The sequence below is a fragment of the Bacteroidales bacterium MB20-C3-3 genome (genome assembly GCA_035609245.1).
GTDB lineage: Bacteria > Bacteroidota > Bacteroidia > Bacteroidales > UBA932 > Bact-08.
The window spans coordinates 391,057-404,481 of sequence record CP141202.1 but is presented as its reverse complement, the minus strand read 5'-3'; the positions used below and the strand labels follow the sequence as shown (position 1 = coordinate 404,481).

The following is a 13,425-nucleotide window of genomic DNA, read 5'->3' as shown; positions in this document are numbered from 1 at the left end:
TAATTCAAAAATTGAAATTGCTTGACTGCAAATTTAGTAACTTTGCTTGACAAATTAACGAGAAAGAAGAGAAAATGAAAACCGACCGCATAACATCACCTATACGCAAGCAGGGGTTTCGTGCTTCGTAGGACAGTTAAGTGGTAAATTTAAAGTTCAGTTCTTCGTAGGAAGTTCAGTGGTTAAAATCCCTGCCTGCGTATAGCTGAGAACCGTTGTACGACATAGTAAAACCGAACCAAACAAAATGAAAGTCAGAGAAGAAAAGTTAAGAACAATTATAGAATGGTCGGAGAAAAACGAAGATGTAAGAGTTCTTCTTCTGACAAGTTCACTTGTAAATCCTTTAGCACTTGTTGACGAATTTAGTGATTTAGACATTGAATTTGTTTTTGAGGATAATACAAATTACATTTCAGACAAAAGCTGGACGCTTAAATTCGGAAATCCAATTGCTATGATTGAAGAAGACGAAAGTTGTTTTAACCATAAACACGCAATGAAAATGCTACTTTATGAAGACGGTGTGAAAGTAGATTTTAAACTTTACAGCAAATCAAAATTTATAAAGGAAACGCAAGAGAAAGAATTACCAGAAGATTGGGATATTGGTTATAAAATTTTAATTGATAAAGATGGTATTACAAAGCAAATGCTGAAACCAACTTATCAAATTTCCATTATCAAAAAACCGTCTGAAAAAGAGTTTCAAAATCTAATAAACGATTTTTGGTGGGACACAACTTACGTGGCAAAGTGTCTTGTGAGAGATGAAATATTCTATGCGAAATTTATGTCGGAAACCGTTATTCGCACAGAATATTTAATTCCTTTAATTGAATGGCACATTGCAAGTGAACACAATTGGAACATAACGACCAATAAATATGGACGGCTTTTCAAAAAGTATCTTAACCAGGAAATGTGGGCTAAAACAGAACAAACATTTTCAGGGAGCGATATAAAGGAAAATTGGACTGCTCTATTTTCAATGACTGATTTAGTTTCAGAAATAGGAACTGAATTGTCAAAAAAATTAGAGTACAAATACCCGGATAAATTAGAAAATGACATACGAAAATATTTAGCTGGACTAAAACCCAAAACATAACTACGTCGTACAACATCGTATTGGCAATAGGCGGGCTGAACGGCTTCGTATCAACGGAAGTGCAAAATTCAACTTCTGTTCTTCGATTAAAGTTCAGTGCTAAAAATCCCGCCCATCGCCAATACGCGGCACGTTATGTGAAAGAATAAAACGGCACCTCCAAAAAGAAAGTGCCGTTTCGAAATTAAATTTATAAATTCTCAATCCACTACTTCTGAAACAGTTGATTTTTCTATTAGAAAAATTCCGTCAAAAGCTTCTTCTATTTCAGTTTTTAGGCACATCGAATCAAATCGAATCTTATTACAATTTTTTAATTCCGTACTTCTGTTCATTAGTAAACAGCATTCTTTTCCTCCAAATTCTTGCATAATAAATTCAACAGAATCCGACTCTGGAAAATCAAGTGGAAATTTATCAACCCTAAAGCCAAATTGATAATCATTATCAGGATACAATGCCGCAGTTTCTCCACGTAGATTAGTTATTGCAAATGCTTTATATTTTTCTCCAAAAGTCATCGAAAGTCTTTGCCCCATTGGATAACAACTAATAAATCCATCAAAATCTACCGGAGTTTTTTGAATGTGAGCATTGTGGGCAACCAAAATAATCTTTTTACCAAGTGAATTTTTCAAAAACCAATCAATGCTTTCTGCCATATACTGGTCTTTTGCTCCCATATCTCCTTCAATTCCCCTTTCAGTAATGAAACTTTCCATAGCATCAGCATTATAATTCATATAAATCAAGCCTTTAACTTGATGAACTATCGATTGAAATTCTAAACTTTCTAATTTTGGTTGAAGAGTAATCAAACGAATGTAAACTTTTAATAGCAATGCTTTTAATTCATTATGTTCAGCTTCATCAAAAAGCGATAAATTTAACGCAAGCTGAGAAGTCGAATAGAAATCAAATTTCTCAGCAAGATTTAAAATCTTCTGTAAGACATCAGAAGAAACGATTGAAAGTCTTTGCAAATAATCAGATACAATACGAAAGTTTGGAAAATAAGAACCTCCATTTTTAGGAATATCCACACCTAAAAAGGTAATTTGATTATTATTGTCTTGATTATACCGACGAAGCCATAGCAAAGTATCTTTAAACTCATTTGGATAATAAAAGTGTGACAGTAACTTATCCAAATCGTCGAATGGAATTTGTGATTTTATCCACTTATCAACTTCTAATCCTTCAGAAAAACCAAACTCAAATGCCAAGGTGTCAAAATCACATTCAGTTACTAAAAACTCAATAACTTGATGCCTGAATGTAAAAAACTCTTTTATGAAATGTGCGTTTTCGCCTAAACCAACAATTGTAGAAGAATCAAAATATTCTCGAAATCGAAAAAGACTTTGTTTTATGGATGTATTATTTTCCGAATTAAACGGAAAAGTTAAGGGTTTTATATTTTTCATTATTACCTTATTTTAAATTAAAAATTAACGTACCAAATAGCAACCGTCTCAAAAAGACGATTTAATAATTTACTTTAATTTTTAATTACCAAGGCTTGCTGAAATACATAAAATGTGAATTATTTGAATACAAAGATACTAAAAATTCCTTCACATAACATCGCATTGGCAAAATGGCAGGTTAAGTGCTAAATTGAAAGTTTCTGCATTTTATTCCGCCGAATGTGTTCCACATTCGCTTTTTATTTGTAAGTTAGCTCTGTGGAAACACATCGGCTACGTTCTCGCTAAATTGAACTTTTTGTCCAATTTATCCGCCACTTCGCCAATGCGTTTCCCGTTATGTGCCATTTTTGAATGACAATGCGAATAGATACAGACAAACAAATGAATTTACTTAGTGATAAGAACGTTGCAATAATTGGTGGTGGACCCGTTGGACTGACTATGGCAAAATTATTACAGCAAAACGGCATAGACGTTTCAGTTTACGAAAGAGACAACGACCGAGAGGCAAGAATTTTTGGTGGAACCCTTGACCTACACAAAGGTTCAGGTCAGGAAGCAATGAAAAAAGCGGGATTGTTACAAACTTATTATGACTTAGCCTTACCAATGGGTGTAAATATTGCTGATGAAAAAGGCAATATTTTATCCACAAAAAATGTAAAGCCCGAAAATCGATTTGACAATCCTGAAATAAACAGAAATGACTTAAGGGCTATCTTGTTGAATAGTTTAGAAAACGACACGGTTATTTGGGATAGAAAACTTGTTATGCTTGAACCTGGTAAGAAGAAGTGGACACTAACTTTTGAGAATAAACCGAGTGAAACAGCAGATTTGGTTATTCTTGCCAATGGCGGGATGTCCAAGGTAAGAAAATTTGTTACCGACACGGAAGTTGAAGAAACAGGTACTTTCAATATACAAGCCGATATTCATCAACCAGAGATAAACTGTCCTGGATTTTTTCAGCTATGCAATGGAAACCGGCTAATGGCATCTCACCAAGGTAATTTATTATTTGCTAACCCCAATAATAATGGTGCATTGCATTTTGGAATAAGTTTTAAAACACCTGATGAATGGAAAAACCAAACGCAGGTAGATTTTCAAAACAGAAATAGTGTCGTTGATTTTCTTCTGAAAGAATTTTCCGATTGGGACGAACGCTACAAAGAATTGATTCATACGACGTTGTCATTTGTAGGATTGGCTACACGGATATTTCCTTTAGAAAAGCCTTGGAAAAGCAAGCGCCCATTACCCATAACAATGATTGGGGATGCCGCACATTTGATGCCGCCTTTTGCAGGGCAGGGAGTAAATAGTGGGTTGGTGGATGCCTTGATATTGTCTGATAATCTAGCCGATGGAAAATTTAATAGCATTGAAGAGGCTGTTAAAAATTATGAACAGCAAATGTTTATCTATGGCAAAGAAGCACAAGAAGAATCAACTCAAAACGAAATTGAAATGTTTAAACCCGACTTTACGTTTCAGCAATTGTTAAATGTATAAAATGGAATAAAACGGCACATAACAAACAAATTGGCAATAGAGCCGGTGAAGTACTTCTATTGAACTTTTGTGCAATGTTGAAGATTAGTAATTCTATTCAACATTTGTGCTAAAAGTCGGCTCCATCGCCAATTTGCCAAACGTTATATGCCATATTACACCAAAACTCGTCTGAATTATACAAAATGAACTATGTTTAACTTTTTTAAACCTAAACCAAAAAATCAAATTGAAATGGAAGTTTCGGGAATAAATCCTGAAACAAACAATGAATTTCTATTCTATAATTTTATCGAAAATACACCAAACTATATTCTTGAACCTTGGCTAAAAAAAGCAAAACAAGTTGGTTATAAAGTAAAACCTCAATACGAACAAGCGATTTTGCAAAAATTGAAATTCAATCAATTTAAAAATCCTCATACATTCCCTGAGTACTTTGAAAATAAATTTGATTTTATTGCTATTGACTTTGAGACAGCAAATAACAGTAGATTAAGTGCTTGTGCAATCGGATTATGCTTCGTGAAAAATGACACAATAGTTTATTCGACAAAACACTATATAAATCCACCAAAATCAGAAAAGTTTTTAAAAACTCATACTTCAATACACGGAATTTCATATGAAGATGTAGAATTTTCCCTTAATTTTCAAGAATTATGGGAAGACGAACTTTCTAAATATCTTTCATCTAATTTATTAATTTTTCATAATGCGAGTATGGACTTGAGTGTTTTGAAAAATCTATCTGATTCTCCGCAAACACACCTAATATTTTTAGTATATTAGCGCTCAAAAAGCAGGGATTATGAACATATTCAGTTTTACGGCTCATTTCGGTTCGGAGGAAGATTGTCGTTTGCATTTCAAGGAGCAGCGTGATAAGGAAGGGGTTGTCTGCAAGCGATGCGGGGGCACTTCCCATTATTGGTTACAGGGTAAATGGAGTTATGAATGCAAAGGTTGCCGTTTCCGCACCTCGTTGCGCAGCGGTACGAACATGGAGAGCTCCAAGCTGCCGTTTCTGGTGTGGTACAAAACGATGTTCCTGATGAGTTGCACAAAAAAGGGATTCTCCACCAACGAACTCCAGAAGCAATTAGGATTGAAGCGTTACGAACCGGTATGGGCGATGGTACACAAACTCCGCAGGGCGATGGGCAACCGGGATGCAAGGTATACACTGGAAGGGATGATAGAACTGGATGAGGGTTACTTTTCGGTGGCCAGTAAGGAAATCGAGCGAGGCAAGGGTACACGTGGCCGGGGAGCCGAGGGAAAGCAGAACGTTGCGGTGATGGCCGAAAGCACCCCGTTGGAAGATATCGAAACGGGCAAAAAGGAGAAGCATGTGCGTTATTTCAAGGCCAGGGTACTGGATAGCCATCAAAGTGAAGGAATCAACGGCGTGGTCAGGGACTGCATGGAGGATGATGCCATCGTATTTTCGGACAAAAGCACTTCTTACGTTGACATCTCCGATCTGGTGGAATTGCACGTCACCGAGAAATCAGACGCCAAAACCACCAAGGAAACACTCAAATGGGTGCATATCGCAATCAGTAATGCAAAACGGACATTGCTGGGCAACTACCATAAAATCAAAAGGAAATACTTACAGTTGTATCTCAACGAGTTTATTTACAAATTAAACAGACGGTATTTTGGAGACAAACTCTTTGACAGACTAGTAATTGCGAATATAACAGGTGCATAAACGGATAATCAGAATCTTTAAACATCCTAATTAACTACCTGCGGATTTTAGGTATTATTATAGAAGCCCCCATGAATAAATCGCTCATCATTTTCGGCATCGTCAACATAACCTCGGACAGTTTCTCCGATGGAGGCCGGTATCTGGCGCCAGACGCAGCCATTGCGCAGGCGCGTAAGCTGATGGCCGAGGGGGCAGATGTGATCGACCTCGGTCCGGCATCCAGCAATCCCGACGCCGCGCCTGTTTCGTCCGACACAGAAATCGCGCGTATCGCGCCGGTGCTGGACGCGCTCAAGGCAGATGGCATTCCCGTCTCGCTCGACAGTTATCAACCCGCGACGCAAGCCTATGCCTTGTCGCGTGGTGTGGCCTATCTCAATGATATTCGCGGTTTTCCAGACGCTGCGTTCTATCCGCAATTGGCGAAATCATCTGCCAAACTCGTCGTTATGCATTCGGTGCAAGACGGGCAGGCAGATCGGCGCGAGGCACCCGCTGGCGACATCATGGATCACATTGCGGCGTTCTTTGACGCGCGCATCGCGGCGCTGACGGGTGCCGGTATCAAACGCAACCGCCTTGTCCTTGATCCCGGCATGGGGTTTTTTCTGGGGGCTGCTCCCGAAACCTCGCTCTCGGTGCTGGCGCGGTTCGATGAATTGCGGCTGCGCTTCGATTTGCCGGTGCTTCTGTCTGTTTCGCGCAAATCCTTTCTGCGCGCGCTCACAGGCCGTGGTCCGGGGGATGTCGGGGCCGCGACACTCGCTGCAGAGCTTGCCGCCGCCGCAGGTGGAGCTGACTTCATCCGCACACACGAGCCGCGCCCCTTGCGCGACGGGCTGGCGGTATTGGCGGCGCTGAAAGAAACCGCAAGAATTCGTTAACTTTTCGGTGGCCAGTAAGGAAATCGAGCGAGGCAAGGGTACACGTGGCCGGGGAGCCGAGGGAAAGCAGAACGTTGCGGTGATGGCCGAAAGCACCCCGTTGGAAGATATCGAAACGGGCAAAAAGGAGAAGCATGTGCGTTATTTCAAGGCCAGGGTACTGGATAGCCATCAAAGTGAAGGAATCAACGGCGTGGTCAGGGACTGCATGGAGGATGATGCCATCGTATTTTCGGACAAAAGCACTTCTTACGTTGACATCTCCGATCTGGTGGAATTGCACGTCACCGAGAAATCAGACGCCAAAACCACCAAGGAAACACTCAAATGGGTGCATATCGCAATCAGTAATGCAAAACGGACATTGCTGGGCAACTACCATAAAATCAAAAGGAAATACTTACAGTTGTATCTCAACGAGTTTATTTACAAATTAAACAGACGGTATTTTGGAGACAAACTCTTTGACAGACTAGTAATTGCGAATATAACAGGTGCATAAACGGATAATCAGATTTGTTTATAATATTCTTCCTAATTACTCTGACTTTTCACTAATTAAAGAAGAGTACTCTGGAATAAACATTGCTGTAATTGACAATCTTGATTACTACCATACTGAAATGGACTCTTTTGAAAATATTTCCCTTTCGTCAATACAGCATTATGGAGAGCAATTAACTCCAATTCTAAAAAGCTACCTGAAAGAGAATAGGTATTCTGATATTAATTACCTAAGATCATCAACCGATAGTGTTTACTTTACACTTCCTCTCTTTGGAATTGTTGTTTTTTCTGCTATAGGATATAACACATTGAATGTTATAGTATTATTATGTTTCGTCTTCAATTTTATATATTTACTTAAAACAAATAAAATTGGGATATTTAATGTATTAAAAACAATAATTAAGCTCCTCATAGTATTATTTTTTGTAGTTGCATTCTCCTGGACTGGTTCCTGGTTGATCGCTTTAATCAATGGAGCCTCATACAAGCTTATTGGATTGGCGCACTTAAGGTTTGATGAGGTTTTCTCAATAATTTGTTTAATATTGACATTCTTGCTGATAATAATGACATTTAAAAAAATTATAAAAGACAATATATACAGGCTTAAAGAGTATATAATTTCATCAGAGCTCATTCTGCTAGTCTCTTCAATTATAATCTTTTCAATAACAGGGGAGAACTTTTTTCTGCTATTTCCTTTGATTTTTTCATTGATATCAAGAGCACTTAAAGGGTATAAATTTGAACTTGTTACAACAGTATTCCTTGTTGTATTATTACTTTTTATCGTAATACCATTTATTTATTCGCTTTATATTGCACTTTACACAGGTTCAATATTTATCCCATTAGCAATATTTACTTTGTTGCTGTTTTCTATTCTCCCTGCGCTCTACTCTGTTAGTACAAAACTTGCTTAATAGGATTAATATTTAGTAACTTTGTTTAACTAAAGAGAAAGTAATGAACGACGATAAGTATGTAGATATTCGACCATACAATGATCAGGAGGCGGTTTTAGCCTTGGCTAGAATTTCAAAACATCCGGTTCTTTCAAAGATCTCTGCTTTTCTTTTCCCGGGAAAAGATCAGTCAGAACTTGGAAAGTTAATTTCAACTATTGACAGCGTTTATGATTTTCAGGGTAGAGTTATGTTGATGGCAATAAAAAAGATATTGTCTGATACATCTACTACCTTAACCCATACCGGCATTGATAAGCTTAATAAGGAGAAGAGGTATCTTTTTATATCCAACCACAGGGATATAATGCTGGATTCTGCAATATTACAGGCAATTCTCTTTGAGACAGGTTTGAGTACTTCTGAGATGGCTGTTGGAGATAACTTGATTACAGATCCCTTTCTTGAGGATATTGCAAGGGTAAACAAGATGATTAAGGTAGTCAGAAATACCAATCCAAGAGAAATCTATGCATCTTCTGTTTTACTATCTGAATTTATCAGAAAAAGGGTTTCAAACGAAGAGAGTTCTGTATGGATTGCCCAGAGAAACGGACGCACAAAGGATGGGTTTGACCTAACCGAACAGGGTCTTTTAAAGATGCTGGATATGAGTGGTAATGGTAACTTCACAAAAGACTTTTCTGAACTATCAATTGTTCCTGTTTCTGTATCTTATGAATATGAGCCTTGTGACATCCTGAAGGCAAGGGAACTTTATATAAGCAAACGACAGAAATACATAAAAAGTGAGGGAGAAGATCTGAATAGCATACTTACAGGCATTATGCAATATAAGGGGGGAATCCATTTTAATTTCTGTAAATTAATTAGTGAAGAAGAGATACAAGGTTGTTCTTTGATGGAGAAAAACGAAAGATTTAAATCATTAGGCGAGATAATGGACAGGAAGATTTTATCTACATTTCACCTCTGGCCTAATAATTTCATTGCTTATGATTTGTTAAATTCCTGCAGTAGATTTTCAGATAGATATACAGAAATTCAAAAACAAAAATTTCAAGAGTATGTTGCCTTTAAAATAGCTGATTCAGAAGGTGATATTAAAGAGTTAGAGGAGATATTTCTTTCAATTTACGCAAATCCGATTATAAGTAAAGAGAAGCTTGGTATCAAGTTATAAGTAATTTATATCAAATTATAATTAACCCTGCAAAAGCAGGGTTTATTATTACTACTAAGGTATTGTTTGGAGGTAATATAATTCATAAATTTGCAGAATTACATTCTTGCTTACAAAATTTATTAAACATTCGTTTCATGGATAAATTAATCTCTCTTCAGGATGCCGCATCAAAAGTAAAGAGCGGTATGACTATTATGGTTGGAGGGTTTCTTACAAATGGTGGTCCAAATAAAATTATGGACATTATTGCAGAATCTGATGTGAAAGATCTTACAATTATTTGTAATGACGCTGCATATCCCGACAAAGGTCTTGGGAAACTTATTGCAAACAGGAAGGTGAAAAAAATCGTAACTTCCTACATAGGTTCAAATTCTGCAGCAATAGATCAAATGAATGCAGGAGAGCTTGAAGTTGAGTTTTCTCCTCAGGGGACTCTTGCCGAGAGAATCAGGGCTAAAGGAGCCGGTCTGGGAGGAGTTCTCACTCCAACTGGATTAGGTACTGTTGTTCAGGAGGGAAAGAGAGTAATTGAGATTGATGGCAGGGAATATATTCTTGAAAAACCTATTAATGCGGATTTAGCATTTGTTGGTGCGTCTGTAGCAGATGAGGCCGGGAATCTCTATTATAAGGGAACAACCAGAAATTTTAATCCAATTGTTGCTATGGCTGCAGACAATGTAATTGTTGAGACAGAAGAGATTGTTAAGGTAGGAACTTTTATTCCAGAGAATGTTCATACACCTGCAATACTTGTTGACTTTATTTGTAAAACCCAGTAAATTAATTGATATGTCAAAATCAGCACAAATCAGAGTGAGAATGAGTTCTCACGATGCTCATTATGGAGGAAACCTCGTGGATGGAGCAAAGATGCTTCAACTCTTTGGAGATGTTGCAACAGAACTTTTAATTCAAAGGGATGGAGATGAGGGACTTTTTAAAGCTTATGATAATGTAGAATTTATGGCTCCTGTATATGCGGGTGATTATATTGAAGCAAGCGGTGAAATAGTCTCAGAGGGTAACTCATCCAGAAAGATGAACTTTGTTGCTAAAAAGGTTATTGTTCCCCGTCCTGACATATCTCCATCTGCGGCGGATATTCTTGAAGAGCCAATAATTGTTTGCAAAGCGAGCGGAACTTGTGTGACACCAAAAAACTGTCAAAGAAAATAATTATAATCAAGATAGTATGGAAAAACTAATTATTACTGCTGCAATATGCGGAGCCGAGGTGCTCAAAGAGCACAATCCGGCAGTCCCTTATACCATTGAAGAGTGCGTCAGAGAGGCAAAAAGTGCATACGATGCCGGTGCCTCCATAATTCACCTTCATGTCAGATTGGATGATGGTACCCCGACACAAGACAAAAACAGATTCAAGGATGTTATGGACGCTATTTATAAGGTGTGTCCAGATGTAATAATTCAGCCATCAACCGGCGGAGCTGTCGGCATGACTGATGATGAAAGGCTTCAGCCTACAGAATTGAATCCTGAGATGGCTACTCTTGATTGCGGAACATTAAATTTTGGTGGTGATGAGGTATTTATGAATACTGAAAACACTATTAAATACTTTGGTCAAAGAATGATAGAGAGGGGAATTAAACCAGAACTTGAAGTATTCGATAAGAGTATGATTGATATGGCCTTAAGGCTTCATAAAAAAGGGTTCATTCAAAAACCAATGCACTTTGATTTTGTAATGGGTGTAAACGGAGGTATTTCGGGTGAGCTGAGAGACTTTGTTTTCCTAAGGGGTTCAATTCCTCAGGATGCAACATATACTGTTGCCGGAGTTGGAAGATTTGAGTTCCCGCTTGCTGTTGCTGCAATAGTTGATGGAGGCCATGTCAGGGTAGGATTTGAAGATAATGTGTTTCTGTCAAAAGGGGTCCTCGCTAAATCTAATGGTGAGTTGGTTGAGAAAGTAGTAAGATTGGCAAAAGAGCTGGGCCGAGATATTGCTTCCCCTGCTGAAGCTCGTGAAATATTAGGTTTAAAACCAAGATAATAAAACAAACAAACAAATTTTAATATGAAAAAAGGCAATAAATACGGTGTTCACAGAGTGATTGAACCTAAAGGTGTACTTCCTCAGCCGGCAAACAAGATTGATAATAATATGGATGAGATCTATGATAATGAGATTCTCATTGATGTTCAGACGCTTAACATAGACTCAGCCAGTTTTACTCAGATTGAGGAGCAGGCCGGTGGAGACAAAGCAAAAATCGCTGAAATAATGTTGGGAATTGTTGAGAAACAAGGAAAGCACAGAAACCCTGTTACTGGTTCAGGCGGAATGCTTCTTGGTACAGTTGAGAAAATTGGTGATGCTCTTGCTGGGAAAACTGATCTTAAAGTAGGAGATAAGATTGCTACACTTGTTTCCCTCTCTCTCACACCTTTAAGGATTGATAAAATAAAGGATATCCGTCCAGACATTGATCAAGTTGATATTGATGGAAAAGCAATTCTGTTCGAAAGCGGTATTTATGCCAAGATACCTGATGATATGCCTGCAAATCTTGCTCTGTCTGCTCTTGATGTTGCCGGAGCACCTGCACAGACCGCAAAACTGGTTAAACCCGGAGATACTGTTCTGATAATAGGTGCCGGAGGAAAATCAGGTATGTTATGCTGTTACGAAGCTAAAAAAAGAGCCGGAGTTACTGGAAAGGTAATTGGTCTGTGCCATAGTGAGAGAAGTACAAAAAGACTTATGGATCTTGGTTTCTGTGACTATGTATTCTCTGCTGATGCTACTCAGCCAGTCTCTGTACTCGAGAAGATTGAGGAGTTAACAGGCGGGCAAATGTGTGATGTTACAATCAATAATGTAAATATTACAGATACAGAGATGACTAGTATACTTTGTACAAAAGATACTGGACTTGTTTACTTTTTCTCTATGGCTACCAGTTTTACTAAAGCAGCACTAGGAGCAGAGGGTGTCGGAAGCGATGTAACAATGATAGTTGGAAACGGGTACACAAAAGGACACGCTGAGATCACTCTTCAGCTACTCCGTGAATCAGATAAATTAAGAAAAGTTTTTGAAGAACTATATGCCTGATTTTCAGATGAAGAGAGGTTGCAGATACGGAACTCACAGGGTAATTGAGCCGGCGGGGACGCTTCCCCAGCCGGCTAATCGCCTCGATAATACAATGGAGATATACGACAACGAGGTTCTCATTGAAGTATCTACACTGAATATTGATTCAGCTTCGTATACTCAAATAAAGAAGAGTTGTGGATCTGATGCTGAGAAGATGAAGCAAATGATTCTCTCAATTGTTGAAGAGAGGGGTAAAATGCAAAATCCTGTAACCGGGTCCGGTGGGATGCTTATTGGTACTGTAAAACAGATAGGCAGTGCTTTTCCTGTAAATAAGCTTAAAGTTGGTGATAAAATTGCTACACTTGTCTCACTATCACTTACACCTTTAAAGATTAAACAAATATTAAAACTTACTCCTGAATCTGACCAGATAGATGTACAGGCTGAGGCCATTCTATTTGAGAGCGGCCTCTTTGCTGTTTTACCTGATGACATTCCCGAGAAACTAGCACTAGCCGTGCTTGATGTTGCAGGTGCTCCGGCTCAGGTTGACAGATTGGTGACAGAGGGTGATATTGTATGTATACTTGGAGGTGGCGGAAAATCCGGAATATTGTGTTGTTATCAGGCTATGCAGAATGCAGGAAAGTCGGGGAAGGTTATTGTTGTTGAGTACTCAAAAGAGAATGCTCAACGCATAAAAGACCTTGGACTTGCTACTGATGTAGTTGTAGCAGATGCAACAAATGTAATGGATGTTTACACAAAGGTAATGGCTATTACCGGAGGTAGGGGATGCGATGTCACTGTTAACAATGTTAATGTTCCCTCTACTGAGATGACCTCTATCCTTATTACTAAGGGGCAGGGTAGTGTATACTTCTTCTCAATGGCAACCAGTTTTACAAAGGCTGCTCTTGGAGCCGAGGGGGTTGGTAAAGATATTAATCTCATCGTGGGTAACGGGTATGCAAAGGGACATGCAAATCTTACCCTGAATATTATCAGGGAGTCAAAACCCATTAGGGAACTTTTTGAAAAACTATATATTTAAATAA

The 13,425-nt window shown here is 38.4% G+C and carries 13 protein-coding genes and 1 pseudogene; 13 read left to right on the top strand and 1 reads right to left on the bottom strand.

Translation table 11 applies throughout. The annotated features are described in order from the left end of the window. The first annotated feature begins 247 nt into the window (after positions 1–247). Positions 248–1,111 carry an aminoglycoside 6-adenylyltransferase AadS gene (locus U5907_01735; GenBank protein WRQ33379.1) on the top strand — a complete coding sequence of 288 codons (864 nt, stop codon included), beginning with the start codon at positions 248–250 and terminating at the stop codon, positions 1,109–1,111. A 200-nt stretch (positions 1,112–1,311) separates the two neighbouring features. Here U5907_01735 and ere(D) read toward each other — a convergent pair whose 3' ends face one another. Next, the gene (gene ere(D) / locus U5907_01730; protein ID WRQ33378.1) at positions 1,312–2,538 is read right to left on the bottom strand and encodes an EreD family erythromycin esterase; all 1,227 of its coding nucleotides are present in this window, start codon (positions 2,536–2,538) and stop codon (positions 1,312–1,314) included. Positions 2,539–2,895: 357 nt separating this feature from the next. Here ere(D) and U5907_01725 point away from each other — a divergent pair, with 357 nt between their 5' ends. The 12 genes and pseudogenes from U5907_01725 to U5907_01670 all read left to right on the top strand — a co-directional run bounded on the left by U5907_01725 (position 2,896) and on the right by U5907_01670 (position 13,421). Beyond that, positions 2,896–4,062 (top strand): tetracycline-inactivating monooxygenase Tet(X2), encoded by a 1,167-nt coding sequence (locus U5907_01725; protein WRQ33377.1) that lies wholly within the window; start codon positions 2,896–2,898, stop codon positions 4,060–4,062. Positions 4,063–4,296: 234 nt separating this feature from the next. After that, the gene (locus U5907_01720; protein WRQ33376.1) at positions 4,297–4,854 is read left to right on the top strand and encodes an exonuclease domain-containing protein; all 558 of its coding nucleotides are present in this window, start codon (positions 4,297–4,299) and stop codon (positions 4,852–4,854) included. 19 nt (positions 4,855–4,873) lie between these two features. Next, entirely contained in the window at positions 4,874–5,782 is a 909-nt protein-coding gene (locus U5907_01715) for an IS1595-like element ISBbi1 family transposase (GenBank protein ID WRQ33375.1), read from the top strand. Positions 5,783–5,853: 71 nt separating this feature from the next. Then, on the top strand, positions 5,854–6,669 hold the full coding sequence (gene sul2, locus U5907_01710) for a sulfonamide-resistant dihydropteroate synthase Sul2 (protein ID WRQ33374.1): 816 nt from the start codon (positions 5,854–5,856) through the stop codon (positions 6,667–6,669). Between the two features lies 1 nt (position 6,670). Further along, positions 6,671–7,171, top strand: a pseudogene (locus U5907_01705) (IS1595-like element ISBbi1 family transposase). Next, positions 7,164–8,102, top strand: coding sequence for a hypothetical protein (locus U5907_01700; protein ID WRQ33373.1), 939 nt, complete (start codon positions 7,164–7,166; stop codon positions 8,100–8,102). The pseudogene U5907_01705 and the gene U5907_01700 overlap by 8 nt, the downstream one beginning before the upstream one ends. A 43-nt stretch (positions 8,103–8,145) precedes the next feature. Continuing rightward, a complete protein-coding gene (locus U5907_01695; GenBank protein ID WRQ33372.1) occupies positions 8,146–9,288 on the top strand; it encodes a 1-acyl-sn-glycerol-3-phosphate acyltransferase in 1,143 nt (380 codons plus the stop codon). Between the two features lie 137 nt (positions 9,289–9,425). Next, positions 9,426–10,076 carry a CoA transferase subunit A gene (locus U5907_01690; GenBank protein ID WRQ33371.1) on the top strand — a complete coding sequence of 217 codons (651 nt, stop codon included), beginning with the start codon at positions 9,426–9,428 and terminating at the stop codon, positions 10,074–10,076. A gap of 10 nt (positions 10,077–10,086) precedes the next feature. Further along, positions 10,087–10,473 (top strand): hotdog fold domain-containing protein, encoded by a 387-nt coding sequence (locus U5907_01685; GenBank protein ID WRQ33370.1) that lies wholly within the window; start codon positions 10,087–10,089, stop codon positions 10,471–10,473. Positions 10,474–10,489: 16 nt separating this feature from the next. Then, positions 10,490–11,314, top strand: coding sequence for a 3-keto-5-aminohexanoate cleavage protein (locus U5907_01680; GenBank protein ID WRQ33369.1), 825 nt, complete (start codon positions 10,490–10,492; stop codon positions 11,312–11,314). 24 nt (positions 11,315–11,338) lie between these two features. Next, positions 11,339–12,379: a zinc-binding dehydrogenase gene (locus tag U5907_01675; GenBank protein WRQ33368.1), complete on the top strand. Its 1,041-nt coding sequence runs from the start codon at positions 11,339–11,341 to the stop codon at positions 12,377–12,379. A 7-nt stretch (positions 12,380–12,386) separates the two neighbouring features. Continuing rightward, positions 12,387–13,421, top strand: a complete 1,035-nt coding sequence (locus U5907_01670) for a zinc-binding dehydrogenase (GenBank protein ID WRQ34070.1) — start codon at positions 12,387–12,389, stop codon at positions 13,419–13,421. Positions 13,422–13,425 lie beyond the last annotated feature (4 nt).